A 25,757-nucleotide genomic window follows, 5' to 3' on the forward strand; every position below is an offset into this window, starting at 1 on the left:
CGTTCTAGCCAGCGTTATGGCCGGTGCACCGTGCCGCTCGCGATGACCGGACCGGTCGCCTGCCCCGTCGGCGAACCGCCGAAAGGTTCGAGGCTGACGGCAAGGTTTGCGCCGTCGGCAAGATTCTTGCGCAGTTCGGCGGGAATGACGAGCTCGCCGCTTTCGCCCGGCTGGAAGACGCCGAGCGATTTCGGCACGCCACTGCCCGGCACCAGCCAGAGTTCCAGCGACTTCTCCTCCGGCTTGCCGGCTGCGACCGGCACGATCTTCAGCCGACCGCTCTGGATCTCGTAGGAGGCGCGGAGATTGATGGCGTTGTTTTGGCCCGAAAGTTCGGCGACCAGCGGTGCCGGCCCCTGCGGCTGGGGTACGAGGCCGGAGGCGAAGATGACGGCGCTGACGGCAACGACGATGCAGGCGAAGGCCAGTGAGCGCCAGAAGACCGCCGAATTCCACAGTCCCTGCGAAAAGGATCCGGGCTTTCCGGCATCGCCGAACAACCGAGACTCGATCTGCTTGAAGGTTTCCCGGCTCGGCGCGACGCCGTCATATTCGTCGTTGAAGGCGGAAAGGTTGGTTTCCCAGCGGCTGACGATGGCGGCAAAGGGCCGATCGTGGCGCATGCGTTCTTCCACCACCCGGCGATCCTGCAGCGATAGGACGCCAAGCACATATTCGCCGGCGAGAACCTCGTCGCGGGAGCGGTCTCCCTTGCTTTTGTCGGGCGATGTCATCGTTCCATGCACTCTCTCAGTTTCAAGAGGCTGCGCCTGAGCCAGGTCCGCATCGTGTTCAGCGGAACGCCGAACTGATCCGCCAGTTCCTGATAGCTCAGCCCTTCGACATAAGCCCGTTTCACCGCGACCGCACGATCAGCTTCCAACTCTTCCATGCAGGTGTCAATCCGCCTTCCTTCATCCTTCGTCACCGTCTGCCTTTCCGGGTCGGGTGCGGCATCGGCAAGATCGTAGGCGCTGTCGATTTCGTCGGCGACGGGCTTGCGCGCCCGCAGCGCATCGATCGACCGGTTGCGGGCAATCGCCGAGAGCCATGCCGAGGACGAACCCGCGGCTGCCTGGAAGCCTCGGGCCCTCTGCCAGATGCTGATATAGACTTCCTGCAGGGCCTCCTCGGCTTCCATGCGATCCTTCAAGATGCGCAGGCAGATCGCAAAAAGTTTCGGTCCGGTCTGGTTGTAGAGAGCCGTAAAGGCCGTGCGGTCGCCAAGCGCGACGCGGCCGATCAGGTCTGCAATCTCATCGCCTTGCATGCAGTTCCTCATATCATGCTCACGTATGCCGGACGGTCAGGGCCACCGGCTCCGCGCCAGATACGAAAAACTATTGCCCTCTGGATTATTCCCTCTGTCAGAAACTTGCGATAAAAGGCCCGCGATCAACTCCTGCGGGGTCCCCATGAACGAGTCCGAAAGCGAAATCCAGGCACGTCTTCTCGCCCAGGCGCTGCCTTTCATGCAGCGTTATGAAAACAAGACGATCGTGGTGAAGTACGGCGGCCATGCGATGGGCAATCCCGAGCTCGGCAAGGCCTTTGCCAGCGATATCGCGCTTTTGAAGCAGTCGGGCGTCAACCCGATCGTCGTTCACGGCGGCGGCCCGCAGATCGGCGCCATGCTGACCAAGATGGGCATCGAATCGAAATTCGAAGGCGGGCTTCGCGTTACCGACCAGAAGACGGTCGAGATCGTCGAGATGGTGCTCGCTGGCTCGATCAACAAGGAGATCGTCGCGCTGATCAACCAGACCGGCGAATGGGCGATCGGCCTTTGCGGCAAGGACGGCAACATGGTCTTCGCCGAAAAGGCGCGCAAGACCATTAAAGATCCGGATTCCAACATCGAGCGGGTGCTTGATCTCGGCTTCGTCGGCGAAGTGGTCGAGGTTGACCGCACGCTGCTCGATCTGCTCGCCCGCTCCGAGATGATCCCGGTCATCGCGCCCGTGGCGCCGGGGCGCGACGGAGCCACCTACAATATCAACGCCGACACTTTCGCCGGCGCCATAGCCGGCGCGCTCAACGCCACCCGTCTGCTGTTCCTGACCGACGTGCCCGGCGTGCTCGACAAGAAAGGTCAGCTGATCAAGGAGCTTTCCGTCGCCGAAGCGCATGCGCTGATCGCCGACGGCACGATCTCAGGCGGCATGATCCCGAAGGTCGAGACCTGCATCGATGCGATCAGGGCCGGCGTCCAGGGCGTCGTCATCCTGAACGGCAAGACCGCCCATTCCGTCCTGCTCGAGATTTTCACCGAGCACGGCATCGGAACGCTGATCGTTCCCTGATCAAGGCTGCGCCCCTCAGCGGAACGAAGGGCGCATCTTTTACACGCCGCGCACGGGCGCAAATCGGAGCCGCTAGCAGGCGCTCAATCGTCGCGCCCTTTTTAGCCCATCGGAGGACGCAGGCGTCTGCCCGGCGCTCAAGGCGCCTCCTTCACGCGGGCGCGCGCCTTGCTTTCCTTCTTGATCGGCCGACCGACCGGGCAGACCTCCTGCACGAAGCCGTTCAGCGTATTGACGAGATTGTTCTCGATCAGAGAATAATGGACGAACTGGCCCTGTTTCTCCCGTCTGATCAACCCCGCAGTTTCGAGGACGGACAGATGCTGCGAAACGGCAGGCTTGGACATGCTGAAGCGGTCGGCGATCTCGCCGGCAGTCAGGCCGCAGGCCGAGAGATAGGCAAGGATCTTCCGGCGCGGCGCACTGGAAAGCGCGTGGAACACCCGCTGGGCAGCGCCGACAGAGCTGCCTTCTGCAATGTCATCGAAAGTCTCGCCTTCCAAGTCCCGTCTCCGTGCTGCGGCATCATCGCGTCGATCCATGAATTAAGCAATTAATGTATTGCTTAATTATTTTCATTGGCGCAAAGTAATTAGGTAATTGCTTAATTAATGAATTAGCGGGTGATGTTCAAGGACAGAATGCGCCCGGTCGGAAGGAGTTTGCCATGAGCAGTATTTCCACCGGACGGATGATCGACGACAGCAGCGATTCATTGAAGGGCAAAGTCGTCTGGGTTCCGGGAAAGTCGATCTGGATCACCGCCATGACCGTGATTGCCGCTATTGGCGGGCCGCTGACCTTCAGCTGGAGCGCTTTTGCCGTCTTTATCGTCCTGACTGCCGTCACGATCTGCCTCGGTCATTCGGTCGGCATGCACCGGCTGCTCATCCACCGCTCCTTCAGCACACCTCTCTGGATCGAGCGCTTCCTCGTCTATCTCGGTACGCTGGTCGGAATGGCCGGTCCCTTCGGCATGATCTACGCGCACGACATTCGCGACTGGGCGCAACGGCAGCGAGACTGCCATGACCTCTTTGCCCATCGGAAACCTTTCTTCTTGGATGCCTTCTGGCAGATGCATTGCATGGTGGCGCTGGACCACCCGCCACGTTTCGTCCTCGATGATCGCGAGCGACGCGACCACTTCTATCGCTTCCTGGAGGCGACATGGATGGGGCAGCAGATTCCCTTGGCATTCGTGCTTTTCGCGCTCGGTGGGCTGCCGTGTGTGGTCTGGGGTATTGCGGTGCGGATATCAGTCTCGCTGACCGGGCACTGGCTGGTCGGTCATTTCGCACATCGAGCCGGCCATCAGGGCTGGAGTGTCGACGATGTCGCGGTGCAGGGTTATAACCTGCCGCATTTCGGGCTGGTGACCTTCGGCGAGAGCTTCCATGGCAACCACCACGCCTTTCCGGAATCAGCCCGGCTCGGCGTCGAACCGGGGCAAGTGGACCTCGGTTGGCATTTCATACGGCTGCTGGCCGGGCTCGGCCTTGCTTCGGCGATCAAACTTCCACACATGATCGCGCCAAGAAGAGGGTTGAGGCGCGTCGCAGTCTCTGAAGCTGCTGACAACCGGCATCCGCCACAAGGTTCGATGGACACCGCCTGATGTCCGTGGCGGCATCCAGGTTGGGGCAGATGGAGGCCGGCCCGACCTTCGAGGCCCCTGCGGGGCATACACGGATGAGGGAGGTCGGAGGATGCCGCGGCTGATCGTCAGCGTGGTTGCAAGCCTCCGCAGCGACGATATTCGCTCCGACAGGTCGCAAAACGCACGATCTAGCCTTGGCAAGATTTCGAATCGTGCTTTAGGTTGCGGCCCGAAATATAAACGGGTCGAGCAAAAGATGCGCCTTACAGACTGCTATAATTTCCACGATTTCCGGCGCATGGCCAAACAGCGTCTTCCCGGGCCGATCTTCGACTATATCGATGGTGCCGCCGATGACGAGGTGACCTATCGGCGCAATAGCGCGGCCTTCGAGGCTTGCGATCTGGTGCCCGACGTCTTGCGCGGCGTGGCCGAGGTCGACATGTCGGTGACGGTCATGGGGCAGAAGCTCGCCATGCCGGTCTATTGCTCGCCGACGGCGCTGCAGCGGCTTTTCCATCACCAGGGGGAACGGGCGGTCGCGGCGGCAGCGGCAAAACACGGCACGATGTTCGGCGTCTCCTCACTCGGCACGATCAGCCTGGAGGAGGCCAGGCAGATCAGCGACGGGCCACAGGTCTATCAGTTCTATTTCCACAAGGACCGCGGGCTGAACCACGAAATGATGGCGCGGGCGAAAAATGCCGGTGTGCAGGCGATGATGCTGACGGTCGACAGCATCACCGGCGGGAACCGCGAGCGCGACAAGCGCACCGGTTTTGCCATTCCCTTCAAGCTCAATCTCGCCGGCATGATGCAGTTTGCCATCAAGCCGTCCTGGGCGATCGACTGGATGACGCATGAGGCGTTCCGGCTGCCGCAGCTCGAAAACCACGTCAAGATGGACGGCGGCGCGCTGTCGATCAGCCGCTACTTCACCGAAATGCTCGACCCCTCCATGTCATGGAACGACGTGGCTGACATGGTGCAGGCCTGGGGCGGGCAATTCTGCCTGAAGGGCATCATGTCGGTTGAGGACGCCAAGCGCGCGGTCGAGATCGGCTGCACCGGCATCGTGCTTTCCAATCATGGCGGACGCCAGCTCGACGGCTCGCGCAGCGCCTTCGACCAGCTCGCCGAGATCGTCGATGCCGTCGGCGACCGCATCGACGTGATGATGGATGGCGGCGTGCAGCGGGGAACGCATGTTCTGAAGGCCCTGTCGCTCGGCGCGAAGGCCGTCGGCCTCGGCCGCTACTATCTCTTCCCCCTCGCCGCTGCCGGACAGCCCGGCGTCGAACGTGCGCTGGAGACGATGCGCACCGAGATCGAGCGCGACATGAAGCTGATGGGCTGCACCTCGGTCGACCAGCTGACGCGGCGCAATCTGCGCTTCCGCTCTTGAGCGCAAACGCGATGTCGCTGCGGGCCGCAACCTTTCGTGCGGATGCGGCCCTCGAGCGTATTGGCTTCAGAGCTGGCTATAAATCGCCGCCGCCGCCTGCTTCAGCTTTTCCATCATCGACCGGTAGGGTCCCGGCCCATAGCTGATGCGGCCGACGCCGAGCTTTGCCAGGGTTTTCACATCGGGGGCGCCTGCCCGCATCATGATGTTGACCGGCAGCGACGATGCCGCGCAGATCTTTTCGATCAAGGCGGGCTCGATCAGGCCGGGCACGAAGAAGCCGCTGCCGCCCGCTGCCGCATAGGCCCTGCCCCGCTCGATCGCCTCATCCACCAGGCCGGCATGTTTGGAGAGATCGCTCTCGGCCAGAAAAAGGTCGGTGCGGGCGTTGATGAAGAAGGCGATGTCCCTGCCGTCGGCCATGGCGCGAATGGCGCGGATGCGGGCCGCCTGGCTCTCGACAGGATAAAGTCCGTCGCCCGAGACCACACGGTCCTCGAAATTGATGCCGATGGCGCCGACCTCCATCAGCTGGGCGACATTGGCGGCCGCCCTGTCAGGATCTGCGGAATAGGCGCCTTCGAAATCAACCGAAAGCGGCAGGTCGACGGCATCGGAGATGGATTTGGCCGTCTCCACAAGCACCGACATCGGCAGTTTCTCGCCGTCGGCAAAGCCGTGGGCGGCGGCGACCGACCAGCTTCCCGTCGCAAGCGCCTTGGCGCCGGCATCGGCAATGGCCTTTGCCGTGCCGGCGTCCCAGATATTGTAGAGCACGATCGGATCGCCCTTCCGGTGAAGCGCGGCGAATGCCTTGGCGTTTTCAGTCTGGTTCATGCTGTCTCCTCTATCCTTGCTTGCGTACTGATCTTCTCTTCGTGCCGCAGCAGCCATTGCTTGCGCCAGAGCCCGCCGCCGTAACCGGTCAAAGAACCATCGGCGCCGAGGATACGGTGACAGGGCACGATGATGGCAAGCTGGTTGGCGCCATTGGCGCGGCCGACTGCACGCACGACCTCCGGCCTCTCCATCTCCCTGGCGAGATCGCCATAGGCGCGCGTCTGCCCGAGGGGGATCTCCATCAGGCTTGCCCAGACATGCTTTTCGAAGGGCGTGCCGCCAAGCGCCAGAGGCGTCCTGAAGACGGTCAGCCGACCTTCGAAATAATCGCGGATCTCCGCCTCGATCTGATCGATCACCAGGGTGCGGCCGATCGCGACGGAGGAGCGGACGCGCTTCTGCAGCACTGCCAGTTCGCTCGGCAGCGCCTTGCGATCGTGAAATTCGAGAAGATGCAAGTGTGTCTTGTCGGCGACCGCGATCATCGGTCCGAGCGGCGTATCGAACCAATCGGCAAAGAGCAGCTCGCGATTCTGCGAGAGCTCCGGCGCCTTGCCGACGAGCCGCTGGAACGCCGACCGGAAACCGCTCGACGATTCGTACCCGGCGTCGATCTGGGCATCGATGACACGCGCCCCATCCGCCAGCTGCCGGGCCGCTTCTCCGAGCCTGATATAGCGGACGATGTCATGGAAGGTCATGCCGAGCGCCCGCTTGAAGGCGCGCCGCACGGTCGAGGGATCAAGGCCCCGGCGCACGAGCTCATCCTCACACCAGCGAACCTCCGGCTCGTCGTCGAGCGCGGCAAGCAGCAGATCGACGACCGGTTCCCTGCCGGGCTGTTCCAGCGGCCTGCAGCGCCGGCAGGGGCGGAAGCCGGAATGCATGCAGGCGGCAATCGTCTCGAGGAAGAACGTGTTTTCCCGCTTCGGCTTGTGCGCCGGGCAGGTTAGGCGGCAGAAGATGCCCGTCGTCTTCACGCAGACATAGGCTTGGCCCTCATAATCGGCGCTGCGCGCAATCAGGGCATCATAGAGCGTATCGTCGTCGGGGCGTTGGAAAAGCATGTGCGCTTTCTAACATCCAACGCCGGCCGCGTCCGCCGAAAATCGGGCGTCTATTTTTTCTTGTCGATTTCCTTGGGCGAGCAGCCGTGCGATAAGGGCGGCCATGACCAAGATCGACCGTACGCCTGAAAAAGCCGATTTCGAACACGTGACAGACTGGGTGTTCGACCTCGACAACACCCTCTATCCCCATCACATCAATCTTTTCGCGCAGATCGACAAGAACATGACCGCCTATGTCGCGGCGCTGTTACAGATGGAACGGGAAGAAGCGCGCAAGCTGCAGAAGCAGTATTATCTCGACCACGGCACGACGTTGCAGGGCCTGATGATCCATCACGGCATCGACCCGAACGACTTCCTCGAAAAGGCCCATGAGATCGACTATTCGGCGCTGATGCCACAGCCCGAACTCGGAGAAGCGATCAAGGCGCTGCCGGGGCGCAAATTCATCTTCACCAATGGCAGCGTCAAACATGCCGAAATGACCGCCGGAGCGCTCGGCATTCTCGAGCATTTCGACGATATCTTCGACATCGTCGCCGCCGATTACGTGCCGAAGCCGGCGCAGGCGACCTACGACAAGTTTGCGGCGCTAAAGCGCGTCGAAACGAACAAGGCGGCGATGTTCGAGGATCTGCCGCGCAATCTGACCGTGCCGAAGGCGCTTGGCATGCAGACCGTGCTGCTGGTGCCGCGCAATCTGGAAGAGACCGTCGTCGAATGGTGGGAAAAGACCAGCGGCGACGAGGATCACATCGATTTCGTCACCGACGACCTCGTTGCATTTCTCGGCAAGGTGACCAGATCCGGCGGCTGACCGCCAGGTTACGAAAGTTTCACCCAACTTACCGATGTTTAACTGGGTCTTTGAGGCCCGCTGCCGTAGCGTCTTTCGTGAGGGGACACCTTACGAAAGGGAAATACGATGTACCGCAACAAGCCGATACTGGCAGCGCTCTCCTCCGTCCTTATCTTCGGCGTCGCAGCCGGGGCAAGCTTTGCCGCACCGGGCGACGGACCGCGCCCGCATCATGCCGGCATGGACCGACCGGGCCGCGACGCCTTCCTTGAAATCACCTATGTCCGCATGCTCAAGGAGTTCGACGCGAACAAGGACGGAAAGGTCTCCAAGGAGGAGGCGAGCAGCGGCCTCGACAAGATCTTCGCTGCGATCGACACCAACAATGACGGGTCGCTGACGCCCGGCGAAATCCGCCAGTACCGCCAGACGCAGCTGCAGGCGATGAGAGATCAGCACAAGCAGGACGCCGGCGACGAGAAGGACGCGAACGCCGCGCCCGACATGCCGGACAGCGAATCCGGGCGGCCGCCGCGCGACGGCCATGATGGTCATCGCTGGATGCGCCACGGCGGCAACATCATGCACGCCTCGATGATGATGCATCGGATCGACACCGACGAAAACGGCCAGATTTCCAAACAGGAGGCGGTCGCCGCCTTCGACAAGCTGTTTACGCGGATGGACCGCGACAAGGACGGCGTCATCTCGATCGACGACATGCCGGATCGGCCGCTGCTGTAAGGGCGGACGAACCATTGCCCTTGCTCTTTCCCCGTTGCGACGGGGAAAGAGACGTGTCTTACGAGTGTTCGTAGAAATCCTGGACGATCTTCCATGCGGCGTCGGCGGTGTCGACGAAGCTGATCAGCTTGACATCGTCGGGTGCGATCGTGCCGAATTCGGCCAAGGCCTCGAAATTGATGATGCGGCGCCAGAAGGCCTCGCCGAAAAGGATCAGCGGCAGACGTTCCATGCGGCCGGTCTGGATCAGCGTCAGGCATTCGAAGAATTCGTCGAGCGTTCCGAAGCCGCCGGGAAAGACCGCGATTGCCTTGGCGCGCACCATGAAATGCATCTTGCGAATGGCGAAATAGTGGAAGTTGAAGCTGAGTTCCGGCGTGACATAGACGTTCGGAGCCTGTTCGTGCGGCAGCACGATGTTGAGACCGATGGAGGGTGCGCCCTCGTCGGCCGCACCGCGATTGCCCGCCTCCATGACGCCGGGGCCGCCGCCGGTGACGATGACATATTCCTGAAAGTCGAAGCCCGCCGAATATTTCGAGCAGAGCCGGGCAAATTTGCGCGCCTCGTCATAATAGATGGAGGCCGCCTCCAGATTGGCGCGCTGGATGTCGTTGCGCGCCGCCCAGGCACTCTGGCCGGGGGCGGGAATACGGGCGCCGCCGAACATGACGACGGTCGAGCGGATGCCGCGTTCGGTCAGCATCATCTCGGTCTTCAAGAGCTCCAGCTGCAGCCGGATCGGCCGCAACTCCTCGCGGCAGAGGAAATCCTCGTCGACATAGGCGAGGCGATAGGCCGGCGACAACGTCTGCGGCGTCTTCGGCACGGCTTCGGCGCGCTGCCTGTCGGTCGAGCTGCTCTTCAACGGGTCCCATACGCCATCCTTGCGCCGCGAACCGCCGTTTCGTCCCTTTGCCATGTCGAAATGCCTTTCAGTATTGCCGGCCGTGAAACCGGATATGTCGCTATAACGCCTTGAAACCAGGTATGATCTTGTTCGAAAAATCATTCCGTTCTACGGGTGCATGCTGTAGAGCAGGACAAACCCACGCCGATCGCATCTCCGGAGACTCCGCCGTCTCCACGATAAAGATCGAAGTTTAAGGAATTCTCATGAGCGCCACCGACCTCGCATCCCTGGAAAAGACCATCGAAGCTGCCTTCGACAATCGCGACAATGTGAACGTGTCGACGAAGGGCGAGGTCCGTGATGCGGTCGAAGCGGCGCTCGATCTGCTCGATTCCGGCAAGGCCCGCGTCGCGACCCGCGGCGCCGACGGCGCCTGGACGGTCAATCAGTGGCTGAAAAAGGCGGTGCTCTTGTCCTTCCGCCTCAACGACATGGAGGTGGTCAAGGGCGGCTCCGGCAACTCCACCTGGTGGGACAAGGTTCCCTCGAAGTTCGAGAATTGGGGCGAAAACCAGTTCCGCGCCGCGGGCTTCCGCGCCGTGCCGAATTGCGTCGTGCGCCGCTCGGCCTATATCGCCCCGAATGCGATCCTGATGCCCTCCTTCGTCAATCTCGGCGCCTATGTCGGCGAAGGCACGATGGTCGACACATGGGCGACGGTCGGCTCCTGCGCGCAGATCGGCAAACACGTGCATCTCTCCGGCGGCGTCGGCATCGGCGGCGTGCTCGAACCGATGCAGGCCGGCCCGACCATCATCGAGGACAATTGCTTCATCGGCGCCCGTTCCGAAGTGGTCGAAGGCTGCATCATCCGCGAAGGCTCGGTGCTCGGCATGGGCGTCTATATCGGCAAGTCGACCAAGATCGTCGATCGCGCCACCGGCGAGGTGATGTACGGCGAGGTGCCGCCCTATTCGGTCGTCGTCGCCGGCTCGATGGCCTCGGCCAATGCGACGATGGCAAACGGCCAGCCGGCGCCACACCTCTACTGCGCCGTCATCGTCAAGCGCGTCGACGAACAGACCCGCTCAAAGACCGGTATCAACGAGCTGCTCAGAGATTGATGACACCGGGGCATTGATCCGGTAAACAGGCGACGTCTTTTTGGGCGAGGCGGCCTCGCCTTGCCATGTCTTTGCCATTCCCGCCGGATAGTTCGACCGCCATGACCGCTACCGATCCCGTCGCCAATCTGCAGACGCTGATTCGCTGCCCCTCCGTCACACCAGCCGAAGGCGGCGCGCTGACGGCGTTGGAAGCGATGCTCGCACCGCTCGGCTTCAACGTCGACAAAGTGAAGGCGAGCGAAGAGGGAACACCCGACATCGAGAACCTCTATGCCCGCCTCGGCGGCGACGGACCGCATCTGATGTTTGCCGGCCATACCGATGTCGTGCCGGTTGGCGATGAAGCTGCCTGGACGCACCCGCCTTTTGCCGCGGAGATATCAAAGGGCGAGCTCTTCGGACGCGGCGCCGTCGACATGAAGGGCGGCATCGCCTGTTTCGTCGCCGCCGTCGCCCGCCATATCGAAAAACACGGGCCGCCGGCCGGCTCGGTCTCTTTCCTGATCACCGGCGACGAAGAAGGCCCGGCGATCAACGGCACGATCAAACTGCTGCAATGGGCGGCGGAGCGCGGCGAACGCTGGGACGCCTGCCTTGTGGGAGAACCGACCAATCCGGACCGGCTCGGCGACATGATCAAGATCGGCCGGCGCGGCTCGCTGTCGGGCAGGATCATCGTACACGGCGTTCAGGGCCATGCCGCCTACCCGCACCTTGCCGACAATCCGGTGCGCGGCATGCTGCAGCTGACGCAGGCGCTGATGGATCCGCCTTTCGACGGCGGCACCGACGATTTCCAGCCGTCGAACCTCGAAGTGACGACGGTCGATGTCGGCAATCCTGCGACGAACGTCATTCCGGCCAAGGCATCGGCAAGCTTCAACATCCGCTTCAACGACAGCTGGACCGTCGAAACGCTGCGCGCCGAAATCCTGCGCCGACTCGAAGCCGCCGCCGGCCATGGCCAGTTGCGTCCGGGCCGCGAGCCGGTCAGATACGATATCGTCTGGGCCGACCGGCCAAGCCATGTCTTCCTGACCCGCAACAACGCCCTGATCGCTTCGCTGTCGTCTGCCGTCGAAAGTGTGGCCGGCCGGTCCCCGGCGCTTTCGACCACCGGCGGCACGTCGGATGCGCGCTTCATCAAGGACTATTGCCCGGTCGTCGAGTTCGGCTTGGTCGGCCAGACGATGCACATGGTCGACGAACGCGTCACTGTTGCCGATCTGGAGACGCTGACGGCGATCTACGAGACTTTCATCGACCGCTGGTTCGCCCATGCCGGGTCTTAGGGAAGTCCAGTATTACCTGGCCGGCCTCTGGCTGCTGATCCGGATGGATCCGCGCGGCTTCCGCTTCCTCGATCTGTCGGAGCGCGGCGTCAACCGATCGTTTTGGGCAATGGCCTGGTGCCTGCCGCCGATGGGCATTTCCTGGCTCTGGTGGCGACAGGCCTTCCTGCGGTCGATGCCGCCGGAGGCCGATGTCGACTTTGCCTTCTACATCAGGCTCGGCCTCGTCGAGGTCGCCAACTGGTTCGTGCCGCTGGTCTTTGCCGGACTGCTGCTGCTTGCCTTCCGCATGGGCGAGCGCTTCGCCCCCGTCGTCGTCAGCGTCAACTGGCTCGGCGTACCGCTCTCCTATATCAACGGTCTGCTGCTGGCTCTGGTGTTCTTCCTGCCCGGCACCGTCGGCCTCGTCTCGCTGCTGCTGCTCGCCTTCATGCTGGCGCAAGTCTTCGCTTTGGCGCGCATTCTCAGAATGATCTGCCACGATCACGCGCTGATGGTCGGGGCGCTGACGCTGGTGCTGCTGGTGCCGTCGATGATCCTTTCGGAATATCTGCAGCACTTCCTCGGCATTTATCCGGCCTGACCAGCCTCGGCGGAGGCTTTACGACAGATCATCGTCGTTTTCATCGGCGGGCCTGCGCCGGTCGGTGATCACCTCGGGATAATCCACCTGCATGAAATAGAGCCCTTCGGGCGGCGCCACCGGGCCGCAGGCCTTGCGGTCGCGCGCCTCCAGCGCTGCCTGCACATCTTCGGGCGTCCATTTGCCTTCGCCGGCGAGCTTCAGCGTGCCGGCGAAGGAACGGATCTGGTTGTGGAGGAAGCTCTGCGCGGTGGCGCGGATTTCAATCAGTTCGCCGCTGCGCGTCACATCAAGCCGGTCGAGCGTGCGCACCGGGCTGTTCGCCTGACAATGGGCGGAGCGGAAGGTGGAGAAGTCATGCCGGCCGACCAGCTTCTGGGCGGCGGCGTGCATGACTTCGTGATCGAGCGCCTTCGGCACCCACCAGGCCTTGCCGGCTTCGAGCGCCAGCGGCGCCCGGCGGCTGACGATGCGATAGAGGTAATGGCGCCGCAGCGCCGAAAAGCGGGCATCGAAAAAATCGGGAACCGCCTCGACGTCGAGAATGGAGACACGCTCGCCGGCAAGCCTCAGATGCGCATTCAACGCGTTCTGCAGCTTGTAAGGCGACCAGGCCTTGGAAAGATCGGCATGGATCACCTGTCCCATGGCATGGACGCCGGAATCGGTGCGGCCGGCGCCGCGGATCGACACGGTCTCGCCGGTCAGCGACAGTACTGCCGCCTCAATCGCCCCCTGCACCGAGGGCCCATTCTCCTGCCGCTGCCAGCCGACATAGGAGCCGCCGTCATATTCGACGGTCATGCGGAAACGCGGCATCAGGAAAGCCTCGTGCCCGCCGCAAGCGGCGTGCCCCTGAGGAAATCGGCCGCGGCGAGCGGCTTGCCGCCTGCTTTTTGCAGCCGTGTCAGCCGCACTGCGCCAGAGGCGCAGGCGACGACCAGATCGTCGGTCAGCAACTGTCCGGCCGTCCCCTGCCCCTCAGCCAGCTCTGAGCCCAGGACCTTCACCCGTTCAGGCCTGCCGCCGATCTCAAGCTCGAACCAGGCGCCCGGAAACGGCGCCAAACCGCGGATATGGTTGTGCACATCCCGCGCCTGCCTGGCGAAGTCGATGCGCGTCTCGGCCTTGTCGATCTTGGCGGCATAAAGCACGCCGTCTTCCGGCTGAGGCGTCAGTGGCAGGTCGTTCATTTCAAGCTTCACCATGGCTTCCGCCATCGCCTTGGCGCCGACCTGCATCAGTCGGTCGTGCAGTTCGCCTGCCGTCATGTTCGGGCCAATCTCGACCTCGCGGGTCAGCGCGACAGCGCCGGTGTCGAGCCCCTTGTCCATCTTCATCACCATCATTCCGGTCTTTGCATCGCCGGCCATGATCGCCCGCTGGATCGGTGCGGCACCCCGCCAGCGCGGCAGCAGCGAGGCATGGCCGTTATAGCAGCCCTCGCGGGTGCCGTTCAAAACCGCCTCCGGCAGCAGCAGCCCGTAGGCGACGACAACGGCGACATCGGCCTTGAACGCGGCAAACTTCTCGTGCTCCTCTGGATCCTTGAAATTGACCGGCGTGAAGACCGGCAGACCGAGCAGTTCGGCCGCCTGATGCACCGGCGATTTCTGCAGATCGAGCCCGCGCCGGCCCCCCGGCCGCGGCGGCTGCGTATAGACGGCGACGATGCTATGGCCGGCATCGACGAGCAGGCGCAGGGTCGGAACCGAGAACTCCGGGGTTCCCATGAAGATGATGCGAAGAGACATTTTATCTCGCCAGTTGAGGATCAGCCGTCTTCAAACGGGTTTACGAGCTTGAGATCAAGCCCCTCGAAATCTCTGGTCCTGCGGGTGGCGAGCAGTGCGCCGTTCCCGACCAATTCTCATTGCGTTATCAGAGCGCCTTGGATTTCGCAGCCTTGGTGAACTTCTTGATCACCATCTCCCGCTTCAGCCGCGAGATATGGTCGATGAAAAGCACGCCGTTCAAGTGGTCGATCTCGTGCTGCAGGCAGGTGGCGAGCAGCCCGTCGGCTTCCACTGTCTGTTCCTTGCCGTTGCGGTCGAGATACTTGACCGAGACGGCAGCCGGCCGCTCGACCTCGGCATAATAATCAGGAATCGACAGGCAGCCTTCCTCATAGACTGAGCGCTCGTCGGACGATTTGACGATCTCCGGATTGATGAAGACCTGCGGCTGCTTTTCCTCGCCCTCGCGGGAGACGTCGATGACCAGCATGCGGCGCGGCACGCCGATCTGGATTGCGGCAAGGCCGATGCCCGGCGCGTCGTACATGGTTTCCAGCATGTCGTCGGCAAGGCGCTGCAGGTCGGCATCCACACGCTCGATCGGCTTGGAGAGCTGACGAAGAACGGGGTCGGGAAGAATGATGAGTGGCTTGATGGTCATGGGCGTTCCCATAACCCATCTTTTCCCGCTATGGAATTATCCGGCGCGCGGGGAAGGCGCTTTTTTGCATCCCCGCCCGGAATTTCGCCATATTCGCCTCACGCCACCCGGCGAGCCGCGACGACGGCAGGGCCTTCCGAGCGGGCGCGGAAGCGGCGCAGCAATTCGATCAATTGGTCCACCTCGTCCTTGAGGCGACCGGTTTCCGCCGACGTGCGCTCAACCATGCCGGAATTCTGCTGGGTGATCTCGCCCATGCTGCGGATTGCCACGCTGACCTCGTTGACGCCGGTCGCCTGATCGCGAGCGGCGGCGGCGATATCGGCGACGAAGCGGTTGATGATGTCGATGCGGCCGATCATGTCGTTCAGCGCTTCGCCAGTGCTGGAGACGATGCCGACACCCTCATTGACCTGGGTCGAGCTCTGCGAGATCAGGTTCTTGATCTCCTTGGCAGCCTCGGCCGTGCGCTGGGCAAGTTGGCGCACTTCCTGGGCGACAACGGCAAAACCCTTGCCGGCATCGCCGGCGCGCGCTGCCTCGACGCCGGCGTTCAGCGCCAGAAGATTGGTCTGGAAGGCGATTTCGTCGATGACGCCGATGATCTTGGAAATCTCCGTCGAGGATTTCTCGATGCCGGCCATCGCCGAAACGGCGCTGGTGACGAGCTCACCCGAATTCTTCGCCTTCTGCTGCGTCTCGCGTACGGCGTCCGAAGCCTTCTCGGCATTGGCGGCCGTCTGGCCGACGCTGACGGAAAGCTGCTGCAGGGCGGCCGAGCTCTCCTCGACGCCCGCCGCCTGCTGGGCAGTGCGCAACGCCAGGTCGTTGGTCGCATTGGAAATGACGTCGGCGCCGTTCATGATATGGCCGGACGTGTCCCGCACCGATGCAAAGGACTGGCGAAGCGCCTTGACGGCACGATTGTAATCCTCGGCCATTTGCCGGAAATCACCTGGCAGGTCGGACGGCAGGGTAGCCTCGAGATCGCCGTTCGACAGCGCCTCCAGGCCGCGGCGCAGCTGCTCGAGCGCAAGCGCCTGGTCGGATTGGGCTTGGGCGCGCTGCTCTTCAAGAGCCTGGCGTTTGGCTTCAAGCGTCTCGAGATAGACCGAGATGGAATAATCCATGTCGAGCATGCCCGCCTTGATGACCGCCGACAGCTTCTCGGCGAGCAGTTTGCCCTGCTGGCGCGCGAAGACCGACGGCCACTGCTTCTCCATGATGCCCTTGACGAGTTCGGACATGACAAGGGCGTAGCCGCCGACATACCAGCGCGGCTCCAGCCCGATGCGGGCATGCGTTCGGCCGACCGCGGTCACGCCGTCCACATAGCTCTCGTCGAAGGCGCCGCCGGCAAGCTTGCTCCAATGATCCTGCTGGTGCTTCTTGGCGTGGGCGACATGGTTCTTATCGGCGAAAAAAGCCGATACGGTGGGGGTCCTGGCGATCTTGGCATAAAACTTATCGAGGGCAGCGCCGATCAGCTCTGATATGACGGGGCTGATATCCCGCATCGACCGGCGCGCCGCCTCGTCCAGTTTGATGAAATCGAGACGCTGTCTGAGGGCACTGTCGGTCTGCTGGGATGTCATGGAAATCTCTGTACTTGGCGCAACGGCGCGGGAGGGAATTCATTGGCACAGATTTTGGCCAATATGGTTGAGCAATGATTAAACTGGCAGCGATTTTCCGCGTCGGCGAGGAAAGCGACAGAGAGGATATTGGGAATTGCCGATTTTGTTCACGTTTTGATCTATATATTGCCCCATCTTCTGTTATGGTTGCGGCATGACCGTTCATCCCGAATCGCTCGCCCTCTCCGTCGCCTCGCTCAGTCCGGCCATGCTGGCGCTTGCCGGCGGCGTTCTCATCGCCTTTGTGCTTCTGGTGATCATCCTTCTCTTGCGCGGCATCAGCCTCCGCCGCGAGCAGGCGGAGGAGGCGAGCCTGCGGGCTGGCGAAAGCGAGGCGCGCATGGCCGAGCTTTTGAAGATCCAGGCGGAGATGCAGGGCCGCATCACGGCCATGGCCGAGGTTTTCGGCGCGCGTCAGAGCGAGCTCAATCAGGCAATCAGCCAACGTCTCGACGGCATGTCGCAGCGCGTCAGCTCGACGATCACCGAGCAGACGAAATCGACGCATGAGAATCTGCAGCGGCTGCAGGAGCGGCTGGCGGTCATCGATGCGGCGCAGAACAATATCCAGACGCTCGCCAAGGACGTCGTCGGACTGCAGGCGATTCTCTCGAACAAGCAGACGCGCGGCGCCTTTGGCCAGTCGCGGATGGAGACGATCGTCGCCGACGGCCTGCCGATGGGCGCCTATGCCTTCCAGCAGACGCTCTCCAACGGCTCGCGGCCGGACTGCACGATCCGCATGCCGAACGGCGCGCCGCCGCTTGTCATCGATGCGAAGTTCCCGCTCGAAGCCTGGAACGCCATCCGTGACGCCGGCAGCCCCGAGGCCGCCAAGATCGCCGGCCAGCAGTTCCGCCGCGATATGGAGATCCATATCCGGGATATTTCGGAGAAATATCTGATTCAGGGGGAAACCCAGGAGACGGCCTTTCTCTTCGTGCCGTCGGAATCGATCTTCGCGGAGATCCACGAGAACTTCGAGCCGCTGGTGCAGAAGGCACACCGAGCGCGCATCGTCATCGTCTCGCCATCACTTCTGATGCTGTCGATCCAGGTCATCCAGGCGGTGCTGAAAGACCAGCGCATGCGGGCGCAGGCGCATCTGATCCAGGGCGAGGTGGCACTGCTGATGGACGATCTCGGCCGCCTCGACGAGCGGGTGCGCAAGCTGCAGGGCCACTTCGCCATGGCGCAGAAAGATATCGACATGGTGGTCACGTCAGCCGACAAGCTCACCAGGCGCGGCGCCAAGATCGAGGCGCTGGAATTCGAGGCAGGCGGTGACGCCAAGCCCGCCCGCGATGGCGAGGCTCCGGCCAAATCGGTGGAAAGCCGTACCGGCCTTCTCAAGCTTCGGGTGGTTGACGAGGAGTGACCGCTTCGGGCAGTGTCTCGCCCCATGGAATAGCAGGGGCATGATGTCATTCGCATGCTCTAAAAGACGGGACAGCCTGATGATCACAGTTTTCGGATCCATCAACATGGATCTCATCGCCACGACCGAGCGACTGCCGAAGCCCGGCGAGACGGTGGCCGGCAACGGTTTTGCCACGGCTGCCGGCGGCAAGGGCGCCAACCAGGCGCTGGCAGCCCGCCGCGCCGGCCGCTATGTGCACATGGTCGGCGCCGTCGGCAAGGATGCTTTTGCCGCCGATGCGCTTGCCCTGCTCGATGCGGCGGGAACCGATCTCTCCCTCGTGAAGCATGTCGACGGCCCCACGGGCACGGCGCTGATCCTGGTCGGCGCCGACGGCGAGAACATGATCGCCGTGGTTCCGGGCGCCAACGGCCTGGTCACGCCAGCTGATGCGGAAATCGCGGTCGGCCGCATGAACGAAGGCGACATGCTGATGTTGCAGCTCGAGGTGCCTGTCGCGGCCGTCGAACGCGCGCTCTCGGCCGCGCGCGCCAAGGGCATCACCAGCATCCTCAACCTCGCCCCCTTGATCCCCGATGCACCGCGCCTCGGTCGCCTGGCCGATATCGTCATTGCCAATGAGACCGAGTTCGAGCGGCTTGCCGGACAGGACGGCATGGACGCACAAGCGCGCGAGGCAGCGCTTGTCCGCCTGCATCAGGAAACCGGCCAGACCCTGATCGTGACGCTCGGCGGCGATGGCGTCATCGCCATCCGGGATGGGGTCATTTCACGGGCGCAAGGGCTGGCGATCGATCCTGTCGATACGGTCGGGGCAGGCGACACCTTCTGCGGCTATCTCGCCGCCAGTCTCGACGAGGGCCTCGACTTTCGGACGGCGCTGCACCGGGCGGCAGTCGCCGGTTCACTCGCATGTCTCAAATCAGGAGCGCAACCGTCGATTCCTGTGAGTGAGGAAGTCGCAGACAGAATATAGGCTAGCCTGCCTGCGAAACTCGCCAGATCTCCTTCAATTTTAAGGGAGATTTCTGCGGCTTTCATCATACAAACCGCTAAAGTTTCACTCAAATTTAAGAGGTCTCCGGCGATCTTCCCAGTGATCGCCGGGTCTTCGCGCTTGCGGATCCGCGGCTGATGCGGCTGCTCCATGACGGAGCCATGCCTTCGCTCCTGCGCCGGAGAATGCACGTTCGGCGTATCCTTGCCCGAGGACCCCATGTTCATTTTTCGCATGAAATCGCTTGCGGCGAAGCTCATCGTCATCACCGGCGTCGCTATCGCGCTTGTTCTCATCGTTTCGAATCTCTTCCTCATCGGCCAGACCCGGGACCGCGTCCAGACGCTGACGATGGACCAAGCCAATCTCGAGGCGAAAGCGATCGCCAACGAAATCGCCGCCAATGTCGGCGAACTCGCCAGTGCCGCACGCAGCATGACAGGCGTGATCGGTCGAGCCCACGAAGGCAAGTCGCTCGACCGCGGGGGCATGATCAACGTGCTGAAAGCTAATCTCGAACAGAACGCCTTTGCCTTCGGCAGCTGGTTCTGCGAGCAGCTCGGCGCGCTCGACGGCAAGACCACCGAGATCGCCAACAATAATGACGAAGGCACGAACAAGAACGGCGCCTTCACGCCCTATTGGTCGAAGACCAAGGACGGTGGAATCCAGTACTCCACCTTCGACAATGATTATACCGCCGAATGGTGGAAGCTTGCTGCCGACAGTGGCAAGGGCGCGATCACGACCCCCTACCTCGCCCAGGGAACAGATGTGCCGACGCTGCTGACGTCCATTGCCTATCCCGTCATATCGGGCGGCAAGATGATCGGTGTCGGCGGTGTCGACATCTCGCTGAAGTCGCTGACCGACAAGCTGCAGGCGCTGCATCCCTTCGGCTCGGGCCGGGTGACGCTGCTGTCCCAGGCCGGCAACTGGATCGTCGCACCGATCCCCGACCTGATGACGAAGCAATATGACGGCGAAGGCGCCGACGTCGTCAAGGCGGCGCTGTCGAACAAGCAGCCCGGCCTCGTCCGCAACCTCACCTATGACGGCTTCGATCCCTTCGACCGCGTCGTCTATCCGTTCGAGGTCCCCGGCGTCAATGCCACCTGGCTCGTGCTTGTCGACGTCCCGCACGCCGCGATCAACGCGCCGGTACAAGACCAGACTTACATGATGATCGCCACCGGCCTGATCGTGCTCGGCGCGGTGATGCTCGCGCTCTATTTCGCCGTCCGCTCACTCGTGCAGCGGCCGCTCGGCAGCCTTGTCGCCAGCGTCAAAACCCTCAGCGACGGCGAATATGCCGTGCCGGTCACGGGGCAGGATCGTACCGACGAAGTCGGTTCGGTCGCCAAGGCGCTCGAAGGCTTCCGCTTCAAGCTCGCCGACTCCAGGCGACTCGAAGACGAAGCCGCCAGAGAGCGGGGGGCCGCGGAGGCCGAGCGCGGCCGTTCTGAATCGGAACGCCAGGAATCGCTATCGCTGCAGCGCCAGATCGTCTCGATCGTCGGCGCCGGTCTTTCGGAGCTGTCGCGGGGCAATCTCGGTCACCGCATCACCGACGAATTTCCCGGCGAATACGGCAAGCTGAAACAGGATTTCAATGCCGCGCTAGCAAGCCTCGAAGAGACCATCGTTACAATGAACCTCAGTGTCGTCAATATCGGCGCCGGCACCGGGGAGATCAGCAACAGCGCTTCCGACCTCGCCAAACGCACCGAGCAACAGGCGGCAAGCCTGGAAGAGACGGCGGCAGCGCTGAATGAGCTCACCGCCCAGGTCGATTCGAGTGCCGAGAATGCACGCACGGCTGCCGACAACGTCAACCTCGCCTGCCAGGATGCCGAAAAATCCGGCGAAGTGGTGCAGAAAGCCATCGCCTCCATGCAAGGGATCGAGCAGTCTTCGACGGAGGTTTCGCGGATCATCGGCGTCATCGACGAAATCGCCTTCCAGACCAACCTGCTGGCACTGAACGCCGGCGTCGAAGCGGCGCGCGCCGGCGAAGCCGGCAAGGGTTTTGCTGTCGTCGCCCAGGAAGTGCGTGAACTCGCGCAGCGTTCGGCCAATGCCGCCAAGGAGATCAAGACGCTGATCAACACCTCGGCCGTCCAGGTCAAGGAAGGCGTCGATCTCGTCGGGCGCGCCGGCGGTGCGCTGCACAAAATCGCCGAGCAAGTGATGGGGATCAACAGCCTGATCCGGGAGATTTCGGCATCGGCCAGCGAACAGGCGGTCGGGCTGAAGGAAATCAACCAGGCCATGAACCAGATGGATCAGGTAACTCAGCAGAATGCGGCGATGGTGGAGGAAGCGACTGCCGCCAGCGTGGCGCTCAACGACGAGGCGCAGACACTGAAGGCGCTCGCTACGCGCTTCAGCGTCTCCGGCTCCGCCAATGCGACTGCACTCGCCTCCGTGGCAAGGCAGATGCGTGCGCCGGCTGCAGCCCCCTCGCATTTCGCGGCCGCTCCCGCCGTTCGCCACGCCCCGGCGACCCGCCGCACCACACCTCAATCGCATGGCTCGGCTGCCCTGGCTGGGGATAACTGGGAAGAGTTCTGACCGTTCAGCCCTCCATAAACAAAAAGGCCCCTGCGAAATCAGGCGCCTTTTTCGTTTGGGTATCCATGCAGCTCAGGCAGCGTTCGACGTCTGCTCCTCGTTGAGGAAGGCATAGATCGCCGAGGCGGAATCGGTGGCGCGCAGCTTTGCAACCAGGTCTTGATCGCGCAGGACGCGGGCGATGCGCGACAGGGCTTTGAGATGATCGGCGCCGGCGCCCTCCGGCGCAAGCAGCAGGAAGACGAGGTCGACGGGCTGGTCGTCCAGCGCTTCGAAATCAACAGGCTGCTCCAGCCGGGCGAAGATGCCGACGATGGAATGAATGTTCACCAGCTTGCCGTGGGGAATGGCGATACCGTTGCCGACGCCGGTCGAACCCAGGCGTTCGCGCTGCAGGATGACGTCGAAGATCTCCCGTTCGGAGAGCCCGGTGATCCTCGCGGCTCTTGCCGCCAATTCCTGAAGCAACTGTTTCTTGGAATTTACTCTGAGGGCGGGAATGATCGCATCCTGATGGAGCAAATCTGCCAATGCCATTTCTTTTTCCTTCTGTCGCCGGGATCAGTTGATGCGAGGAGCGGCGGCGATACCGCCGCTCACCGCCCTGATCTCAGGCTTTGATATTGGCCGAATCGATCCAGCCAATATTTCCGTCGTGCCGACGATAAACGATGTTCAGATGTTCCTTGCCGGGACTGCGGAACAGGAGAAGCGGCTCATCGGTCATGTCGAGCGCCATCACGGCGGTGGCGACGGACATGGTCTTCAACTGCTTCGTGCTTTCAGCGACGATCGCCGGGGCGAAATCGTCGGGGATTTCATCCTCGTGATCAGGAACGGAGTCCATGACCGTGTAGGAGACTTCTGCAAAGCCATTCAGGTGGTTTCCGGCATGGTGGTCCTTCAGCTTGCGCTTGTAGCGACGCAGGCGTTTCTCGATGCGCTCGGAAGCGGCGTCGAAAGCAAGCTGCGGATCCGTGGCTTCGCCGGCGGCATGAAGCACCACCCCGCTGTCGAGATGAAGCTTGCAGTCTGCCGAGAAACGAGAACTCGCCTTTTCGACGGTCACTTGACCGGAATACCCCCCATCGAAGTATTTCGTGATGGCCGTAGCAATTTGGTCCTCGATCTTTTGACGGAAGGATTCACCAATTTCCATATGTTTCCCGGATACACGCACACTCATGGAGTTTCCCTTCTTATGGTCGTTTGCGGGTATCAGTTTACGCCAAGCCTCGGGTTCATCCAAGCACTTCGCGCAATCTCAAGCAAGATCGGCGTAGGCCTGTGGGCCCTCGGTTCCCTTGGGATGATGGGGATAACTTCAAAACGCCGTTCACGGCGCCGATTGCGGCGGGCTTCTAGCCACAGGTTACCGGAAAGTCAATAGGACGTCGAATCAGGCCCGGGCGCGCTCGCAGAAGGTGTGGCAAATCTCTTGCGGAAGGAGCCTTCCAGCGACTTTCCTTTCATGATCTCACGCGCTTCGCGCCTGCGTTGTGCGCGGCATCGTCATGGCGATGACACCGAGAATGACGCAGGTGAGCCCGATCAAGGCCGTCGGGCTTAGACTTTCGCCGAGGAAGATGGTGCCGATCGCGACACCGATCGGCACGCGGAGATAGGCTTGCGATGTGGTTCCGACCGAACCCAGCGTCTGAACGAGACGGAAATAGATCGTAAAGGCAAGCGCCGTCGAGAAGGCGGAAAGGGCAAGCAGCGCCAGCACCGATGCGGCCGAGGGATCGAGCCCCCACGGCCGGTCGACGAGCAGGCTCACAGGCATCAGAATGACCGCGCCCGAGATCAGCGAGCCGGCCGCCGGCACGGCAGGATCAAGGCCTCTGAAGTTCTTGCTGAAAATCGCGGCCCCGGCATAACAGATGGTCGCCAGGATGATCGCGATTTGCGCCATCAGGCTTTCGCCAAGACCGCCGAGCGCTTCGACGCCGATGACAAGGCAGATGCCGGCAAGCCCGGAGACGACGCCGAAGAGCTTTCGCGCCGTCGCCTGCTCATGGCGGGTTATCGACACGGTCAGCAGGAAGGTGAAGATCGGCGTCGCCGAATTCAAGATCACCGCCAGTCCGGCATCGACGGACTGCTCCGCCCAGGCGATCAGCGTGAAAGGAATGACGCTGTTCAGGCAGGCCTGGACGACGAACAGGCGCCATGTCGCGCCATCGCGCGGCAGGCGGACATGCCGATGGCAAAGCACGGCCAGCAGAATGGCGCCGGCAATCAGTGTGCGCACGGCGATCAAGGTCACCGGCGGGATCGTTTCGACCCCGATCTTGATGAAGGTGTAGGAAGAACCCCAGAGGGTCGCCAGCACCAAAAGCAGGACAAGTTCTCTGGCAAGCTTCGGCTTTTGCGGCGTCATAGACACGTCGATATTCGTTCAAGACACGGGAGAAATAGGCCAATTGCGAAGTGGATGCTTCGATCAAGATCGAAGCGTTCTGCTGCGTCAGAAGCCCGCGACCTTGGCGAGCGCCCGTTTCTCGCGGCGGCGCTGGACCGAGGAAGCGATGTTCATCGCTTCCCGGTATTTCGCGACCGTGCGGCGGGCGAGATCGACGCCGCCCTTCTTCAGCATGTCGACGATGTCATCATCGGAGAGCACTGCGTCCGGGCTCTCCTGCATGATCAGCGCGCGGATCTTGTGACGCACTGCCTCGGCCGAATGGCTGTCGCCGCCCTCGACGGCGCCGATCGACACGGTGAAGAAATATTTGAGCTCGAAGAGGCCGCGCGGCGTCAGCATATATTTGTTCGAGGTGACGCGGCTGACGGTGGATTCATGCATCTTGATCGCCTCGGCCACCGTCTTCAGGTTCAGCGGCCGCAAGTGGTCGACACCGTGCAGCAGGAAGGCGTCCTGCTGGCGGACGATCTCGCTTGCCACCTTCATGATGGTCTTTGCCCGCTGGTCGAGGCTGCGGGTCAGCCAGTTGGCGCTCTGCAGGCACTCGGAAAGGAAGGCATGATCCTCACCGTTCCGGGTCACGCGGGAAAAATAGGACTGATTAACAAGCACGCGCGGCAGCGTATCCGGATTGAGCTCGACCAGCCAGCCACCCTCCGCGGAGGGCCTGACAACGACATCCGGCATGATCGCTTCGGAAACACCCGTCTCGAATCCGCTGCCGGGCTTCGGATTGAGCTGGCGGATCTCGCCGAGCATGTCGAGAAGATCTTCCTCGTCAACGCCACAGAGCCGCTTCAGCGTGACGAAGTCACGCCGCGCCAGGAGTTCGAGGTTTTCGACCAGCGCCTGCATGGCAGGGTCGTAACGGTCCTTCTGCCGGAGCTGGATCGCCAGGCATTCGGCGAGGCTGCGGGCGAAAACACCCGGCGGATCGAGTGTCTGGAGTGCGGCGAGCACGTGTTCGACCTGCGTGAGACCCGTGCCGAGCCGCTCGCCGGTCTCGACGAGATCGAGCTGGATGTAACCGGCATCGTCAAGCTGATCGATAAAATTCTGGGCGATCAGCCGATCGCTCATATCGGGCAGGACGAAGGGGATCTGCTGGGCGAGATGATCGCGCAGCGACACCTGACCGGCGACAAAATCATCGAGATCGTAATCGGCGCCGTCGGCGCTGCCCGGCATGGACTTCCACTGACCGACGAGTTCCGGTGCATCGAGGCGCTGCGGACCACCGTCATCGGGAAAAACATTGGTGTAATTGGCGTCGAGCTCGTCGTTCAGCCGGCTGCTGCTTTCGCTGCCGCCATTATCGTACCAGTCGCTCGACAGCGCCTCGGCGCGATTGTCGGCGCTGTCGTCCGAGCCGGCATCCTCCGGCGTGTGACCGAATTGCTCGTCCTCGCCTGCCGCCCGTTCGTCGCCCGCCTCGCCGTCATTCGACGGAAATTCGAGCAGCGGGTTCTTCTCCACTTCCTGAGCGATGAACTGGTTGAGCTCAAAATGGGTCATCTGCAGCAACTGGATGGATTGCATCAGTTGCGGCGTCATGACCAGGGACTGGCTCTGGCGCAGAAATAGATTGGCGGACAGTGCCATGACGGACGCGAAACTCCCTCGACTCCAGGAAACCGCGCCCGATCCACGCTTCAGGCCACGGAAATCCGAGTTGGCCCAAAAATTGCTTTTTTATCTCATTTGGTCAAGCGGAACTACGCGGGAAG

Annotated in this window: 25 protein-coding genes and 1 pseudogene; 11 read left to right on the plus strand and 15 right to left on the minus strand. The window is 62.3% G+C overall.

What is annotated here, in order from left to right; translation table 11 throughout:
- Window positions 1–14: 14 nt before the first annotated feature.
- Window positions 15–734, minus strand: coding sequence for an anti-sigma factor (locus tag J7U39_RS17900; RefSeq protein ID WP_210629407.1), 720 nt, complete (start codon window positions 732–734; stop codon window positions 15–17).
- Window positions 731–1,270 carry a sigma-70 family RNA polymerase sigma factor gene (locus J7U39_RS17905; RefSeq protein WP_210629408.1) on the minus strand — a complete coding sequence of 180 codons (540 nt, stop codon included), beginning with the start codon at window positions 1,268–1,270 and terminating at the stop codon, window positions 731–733. Before J7U39_RS17905 ends, J7U39_RS17900 begins: the two co-directional genes overlap by 4 nt.
- 145 nt (window positions 1,271–1,415) lie before the next feature.
- On the opposite strand from J7U39_RS17905, the gene argB reads away from it, so the two are divergent.
- Window positions 1,416–2,303 carry an acetylglutamate kinase gene (gene argB, locus J7U39_RS17910; RefSeq protein WP_210629409.1) on the plus strand — a complete coding sequence of 296 codons (888 nt, stop codon included), beginning with the start codon at window positions 1,416–1,418 and terminating at the stop codon, window positions 2,301–2,303.
- 137 nt (window positions 2,304–2,440) lie between these two features.
- Here argB and J7U39_RS17915 read toward each other — a convergent pair whose 3' ends face one another.
- Complete coding sequence (locus J7U39_RS17915; protein WP_210629410.1) at window positions 2,441–2,806, minus strand: metalloregulator ArsR/SmtB family transcription factor; 366 nt, start codon at window positions 2,804–2,806, stop codon at window positions 2,441–2,443.
- Window positions 2,807–2,970: 164 nt separating this feature from the next.
- On the opposite strand from J7U39_RS17915, the gene J7U39_RS17920 reads away from it, so the two are divergent.
- Together J7U39_RS17920 and J7U39_RS17925 are read left to right on the plus strand one after the other, a co-directional pair.
- Window positions 2,971–3,921 (plus strand): acyl-CoA desaturase, encoded by a 951-nt coding sequence (locus tag J7U39_RS17920; RefSeq protein ID WP_210629411.1) that lies wholly within the window; start codon window positions 2,971–2,973, stop codon window positions 3,919–3,921.
- A gap of 238 nt (window positions 3,922–4,159) precedes the next feature.
- Entirely contained in the window at window positions 4,160–5,308 is a 1,149-nt protein-coding gene (locus J7U39_RS17925; RefSeq protein ID WP_210629412.1) for an alpha-hydroxy acid oxidase, read from the plus strand.
- 66 nt (window positions 5,309–5,374) lie between these two features.
- Here J7U39_RS17925 and J7U39_RS17930 read toward each other — a convergent pair whose 3' ends face one another.
- Window positions 5,375–6,145, minus strand: coding sequence for an isocitrate lyase/phosphoenolpyruvate mutase family protein (locus J7U39_RS17930; protein WP_210629413.1), 771 nt, complete (start codon window positions 6,143–6,145; stop codon window positions 5,375–5,377).
- Window positions 6,142–7,215 (minus strand): trifunctional transcriptional activator/DNA repair protein Ada/methylated-DNA--[protein]-cysteine S-methyltransferase, encoded by a 1,074-nt coding sequence (locus tag J7U39_RS17935; protein WP_210629414.1) that lies wholly within the window; start codon window positions 7,213–7,215, stop codon window positions 6,142–6,144. The genes J7U39_RS17930 and J7U39_RS17935 overlap by 4 nt, the downstream gene beginning before the upstream one ends.
- 103 nt (window positions 7,216–7,318) lie before the next feature.
- On the opposite strand from J7U39_RS17935, the gene J7U39_RS17940 reads away from it, so the two are divergent.
- Window positions 7,319–8,035, plus strand: a complete 717-nt coding sequence (locus tag J7U39_RS17940) for a pyrimidine 5'-nucleotidase (protein ID WP_210629415.1) — start codon at window positions 7,319–7,321, stop codon at window positions 8,033–8,035.
- Between the two features lie 108 nt (window positions 8,036–8,143).
- On the plus strand, window positions 8,144–8,761 hold the full coding sequence (locus J7U39_RS17945) for an EF-hand domain-containing protein (protein WP_210629416.1): 618 nt from the start codon (window positions 8,144–8,146) through the stop codon (window positions 8,759–8,761).
- Between the two features lie 58 nt (window positions 8,762–8,819).
- On the opposite strand, the gene J7U39_RS17950 is transcribed toward J7U39_RS17945, so the two are convergent.
- A complete protein-coding gene (locus tag J7U39_RS17950; RefSeq protein WP_210629417.1) occupies window positions 8,820–9,683 on the minus strand; it encodes an LOG family protein in 864 nt (287 codons plus the stop codon).
- Between the two features lie 194 nt (window positions 9,684–9,877).
- Between J7U39_RS17950 and dapD the strand changes: the two genes are divergently transcribed.
- The 3 genes from dapD to J7U39_RS17965 all read left to right on the plus strand — a co-directional run bounded on the left by dapD (window position 9,878) and on the right by J7U39_RS17965 (window position 12,616).
- Window positions 9,878–10,738, plus strand: coding sequence for a 2,3,4,5-tetrahydropyridine-2,6-dicarboxylate N-succinyltransferase (gene dapD / locus J7U39_RS17955; protein ID WP_085776755.1), 861 nt, complete (start codon window positions 9,878–9,880; stop codon window positions 10,736–10,738).
- A 101-nt stretch (window positions 10,739–10,839) separates the two neighbouring features.
- Window positions 10,840–12,033 (plus strand): succinyl-diaminopimelate desuccinylase, encoded by a 1,194-nt coding sequence (dapE, locus tag J7U39_RS17960; RefSeq protein WP_210631702.1) that lies wholly within the window; start codon window positions 10,840–10,842, stop codon window positions 12,031–12,033.
- Complete coding sequence (locus J7U39_RS17965) at window positions 12,020–12,616, plus strand: hypothetical protein (protein WP_210629418.1); 597 nt, start codon at window positions 12,020–12,022, stop codon at window positions 12,614–12,616. The genes dapE and J7U39_RS17965 overlap by 14 nt, the downstream gene beginning before the upstream one ends.
- A gap of 18 nt (window positions 12,617–12,634) precedes the next feature.
- Here the strand turns inward: J7U39_RS17965 and truA are convergent, their stop codons facing one another.
- The 5 genes and pseudogenes from truA to J7U39_RS17990 form a co-directional block, all read right to left on the minus strand.
- Window positions 12,635–13,435, minus strand: a complete 801-nt coding sequence (truA, locus tag J7U39_RS17970) for a tRNA pseudouridine(38-40) synthase TruA (RefSeq protein WP_210629419.1) — start codon at window positions 13,433–13,435, stop codon at window positions 12,635–12,637.
- Entirely contained in the window at window positions 13,435–14,370 is a 936-nt protein-coding gene (gene fmt / locus J7U39_RS17975) for a methionyl-tRNA formyltransferase (RefSeq protein ID WP_210629420.1), read from the minus strand. Before fmt ends, truA begins: the two co-directional genes overlap by 1 nt.
- Window positions 14,371–14,390: 20 nt before the next feature.
- Window positions 14,391–14,480, minus strand: a pseudogene (locus J7U39_RS17980) (type II toxin-antitoxin system VapC family toxin); the annotation flags it as partial.
- A gap of 17 nt (window positions 14,481–14,497) precedes the next feature.
- Window positions 14,498–15,013, minus strand: coding sequence for a peptide deformylase (gene def, locus J7U39_RS17985; RefSeq protein WP_088390317.1), 516 nt, complete (start codon window positions 15,011–15,013; stop codon window positions 14,498–14,500).
- 98 nt (window positions 15,014–15,111) lie between these two features.
- Window positions 15,112–16,608 (minus strand): globin-coupled sensor protein, encoded by a 1,497-nt coding sequence (locus J7U39_RS17990; RefSeq protein ID WP_210629421.1) that lies wholly within the window; start codon window positions 16,606–16,608, stop codon window positions 15,112–15,114.
- A 196-nt stretch (window positions 16,609–16,804) separates the two neighbouring features.
- Here J7U39_RS17990 and J7U39_RS17995 point away from each other — a divergent pair, with 196 nt between their 5' ends.
- The 3 genes from J7U39_RS17995 to J7U39_RS18005 all read left to right on the plus strand — a co-directional run bounded on the left by J7U39_RS17995 (window position 16,805) and on the right by J7U39_RS18005 (window position 21,602).
- Window positions 16,805–18,028, plus strand: coding sequence for a DNA recombination protein RmuC (locus tag J7U39_RS17995; protein ID WP_210629422.1), 1,224 nt, complete (start codon window positions 16,805–16,807; stop codon window positions 18,026–18,028).
- Window positions 18,029–18,107: 79 nt separating this feature from the next.
- Window positions 18,108–19,007 carry a ribokinase gene (locus J7U39_RS18000; RefSeq protein WP_210629423.1) on the plus strand — a complete coding sequence of 300 codons (900 nt, stop codon included), beginning with the start codon at window positions 18,108–18,110 and terminating at the stop codon, window positions 19,005–19,007.
- A gap of 240 nt (window positions 19,008–19,247) precedes the next feature.
- Window positions 19,248–21,602, plus strand: coding sequence for a methyl-accepting chemotaxis protein (locus J7U39_RS18005; protein ID WP_210629424.1), 2,355 nt, complete (start codon window positions 19,248–19,250; stop codon window positions 21,600–21,602).
- 72 nt (window positions 21,603–21,674) lie between these two features.
- On the opposite strand, the gene ptsN is transcribed toward J7U39_RS18005, so the two are convergent.
- From ptsN to rpoN, 4 genes are all read right to left on the minus strand, one after another.
- A complete protein-coding gene (ptsN, locus tag J7U39_RS18010) occupies window positions 21,675–22,139 on the minus strand; it encodes a PTS IIA-like nitrogen regulatory protein PtsN (RefSeq protein ID WP_011423788.1) in 465 nt (154 codons plus the stop codon).
- 73 nt (window positions 22,140–22,212) lie between these two features.
- Window positions 22,213–22,788, minus strand: a complete 576-nt coding sequence (gene raiA, locus J7U39_RS18015; protein ID WP_210631703.1) for a ribosome-associated translation inhibitor RaiA — start codon at window positions 22,786–22,788, stop codon at window positions 22,213–22,215.
- Between the two features lie 291 nt (window positions 22,789–23,079).
- On the minus strand, window positions 23,080–23,985 hold the full coding sequence (locus tag J7U39_RS18020) for an EamA family transporter (protein ID WP_210631704.1): 906 nt from the start codon (window positions 23,983–23,985) through the stop codon (window positions 23,080–23,082).
- An 87-nt stretch (window positions 23,986–24,072) separates the two neighbouring features.
- A complete protein-coding gene (rpoN, locus tag J7U39_RS18025) occupies window positions 24,073–25,632 on the minus strand; it encodes an RNA polymerase factor sigma-54 (protein WP_210629425.1) in 1,560 nt (519 codons plus the stop codon).
- Window positions 25,633–25,757 lie beyond the last annotated feature (125 nt).

This window comes from Rhizobium sp. NLR16a, assembly GCF_017948245.1.
Taxonomy (GTDB): domain Bacteria; phylum Pseudomonadota; class Alphaproteobacteria; order Rhizobiales; family Rhizobiaceae; genus Rhizobium.

Coding starts and splice junctions, on each gene's coding strand:
- raiA (WP_210631703.1), bottom strand. CDS start 22,788: ATGAGTGTGCGTGTATCCGGGAAACATATGGAAATTGGTGAATCCTTC.
- J7U39_RS17995 (WP_210629422.1), top strand. CDS start 16,805: ATGACCGTTCATCCCGAATCGCTCGCCCTCTCCGTCGCCTCGCTCAGT.
- J7U39_RS18000 (WP_210629423.1), top strand. CDS start 18,108: ATGATCACAGTTTTCGGATCCATCAACATGGATCTCATCGCCACGACC.
- J7U39_RS18005 (WP_210629424.1), top strand. CDS start 19,248: ATGTTCATTTTTCGCATGAAATCGCTTGCGGCGAAGCTCATCGTCATC.
- dapE (WP_210631702.1), top strand. CDS start 10,840: ATGACCGCTACCGATCCCGTCGCCAATCTGCAGACGCTGATTCGCTGC.
- J7U39_RS17920 (WP_210629411.1), top strand. CDS start 2,971: ATGAGCAGTATTTCCACCGGACGGATGATCGACGACAGCAGCGATTCA.
- dapD (WP_085776755.1), top strand. CDS start 9,878: ATGAGCGCCACCGACCTCGCATCCCTGGAAAAGACCATCGAAGCTGCC.
- fmt (WP_210629420.1), bottom strand. CDS start 14,370: ATGTCTCTTCGCATCATCTTCATGGGAACCCCGGAGTTCTCGGTTCCG.
- argB (WP_210629409.1), top strand. CDS start 1,416: ATGAACGAGTCCGAAAGCGAAATCCAGGCACGTCTTCTCGCCCAGGCG.
- J7U39_RS17935 (WP_210629414.1), bottom strand. CDS start 7,215: ATGCTTTTCCAACGCCCCGACGACGATACGCTCTATGATGCCCTGATT.
- truA (WP_210629419.1), bottom strand. CDS start 13,435: ATGCCGCGTTTCCGCATGACCGTCGAATATGACGGCGGCTCCTATGTC.
- J7U39_RS17990 (WP_210629421.1), bottom strand. CDS start 16,608: ATGACATCCCAGCAGACCGACAGTGCCCTCAGACAGCGTCTCGATTTC.
- J7U39_RS17905 (WP_210629408.1), bottom strand. CDS start 1,270: ATGCAAGGCGATGAGATTGCAGACCTGATCGGCCGCGTCGCGCTTGGC.
- J7U39_RS17945 (WP_210629416.1), top strand. CDS start 8,144: ATGTACCGCAACAAGCCGATACTGGCAGCGCTCTCCTCCGTCCTTATC.
- J7U39_RS17950 (WP_210629417.1), bottom strand. CDS start 9,683: ATGGCAAAGGGACGAAACGGCGGTTCGCGGCGCAAGGATGGCGTATGG.
- J7U39_RS17900 (WP_210629407.1), bottom strand. CDS start 734: ATGACATCGCCCGACAAAAGCAAGGGAGACCGCTCCCGCGACGAGGTT.
- J7U39_RS17940 (WP_210629415.1), top strand. CDS start 7,319: ATGACCAAGATCGACCGTACGCCTGAAAAAGCCGATTTCGAACACGTG.
- def (WP_088390317.1), bottom strand. CDS start 15,013: ATGACCATCAAGCCACTCATCATTCTTCCCGACCCCGTTCTTCGTCAG.
- J7U39_RS17930 (WP_210629413.1), bottom strand. CDS start 6,145: ATGAACCAGACTGAAAACGCCAAGGCATTCGCCGCGCTTCACCGGAAG.
- J7U39_RS18020 (WP_210631704.1), bottom strand. CDS start 23,985: ATGACGCCGCAAAAGCCGAAGCTTGCCAGAGAACTTGTCCTGCTTTTG.
- ptsN (WP_011423788.1), bottom strand. CDS start 22,139: ATGGCATTGGCAGATTTGCTCCATCAGGATGCGATCATTCCCGCCCTC.
- J7U39_RS17925 (WP_210629412.1), top strand. CDS start 4,160: ATGCGCCTTACAGACTGCTATAATTTCCACGATTTCCGGCGCATGGCC.
- rpoN (WP_210629425.1), bottom strand. CDS start 25,632: ATGGCACTGTCCGCCAATCTATTTCTGCGCCAGAGCCAGTCCCTGGTC.
- J7U39_RS17965 (WP_210629418.1), top strand. CDS start 12,020: ATGCCGGGTCTTAGGGAAGTCCAGTATTACCTGGCCGGCCTCTGGCTG.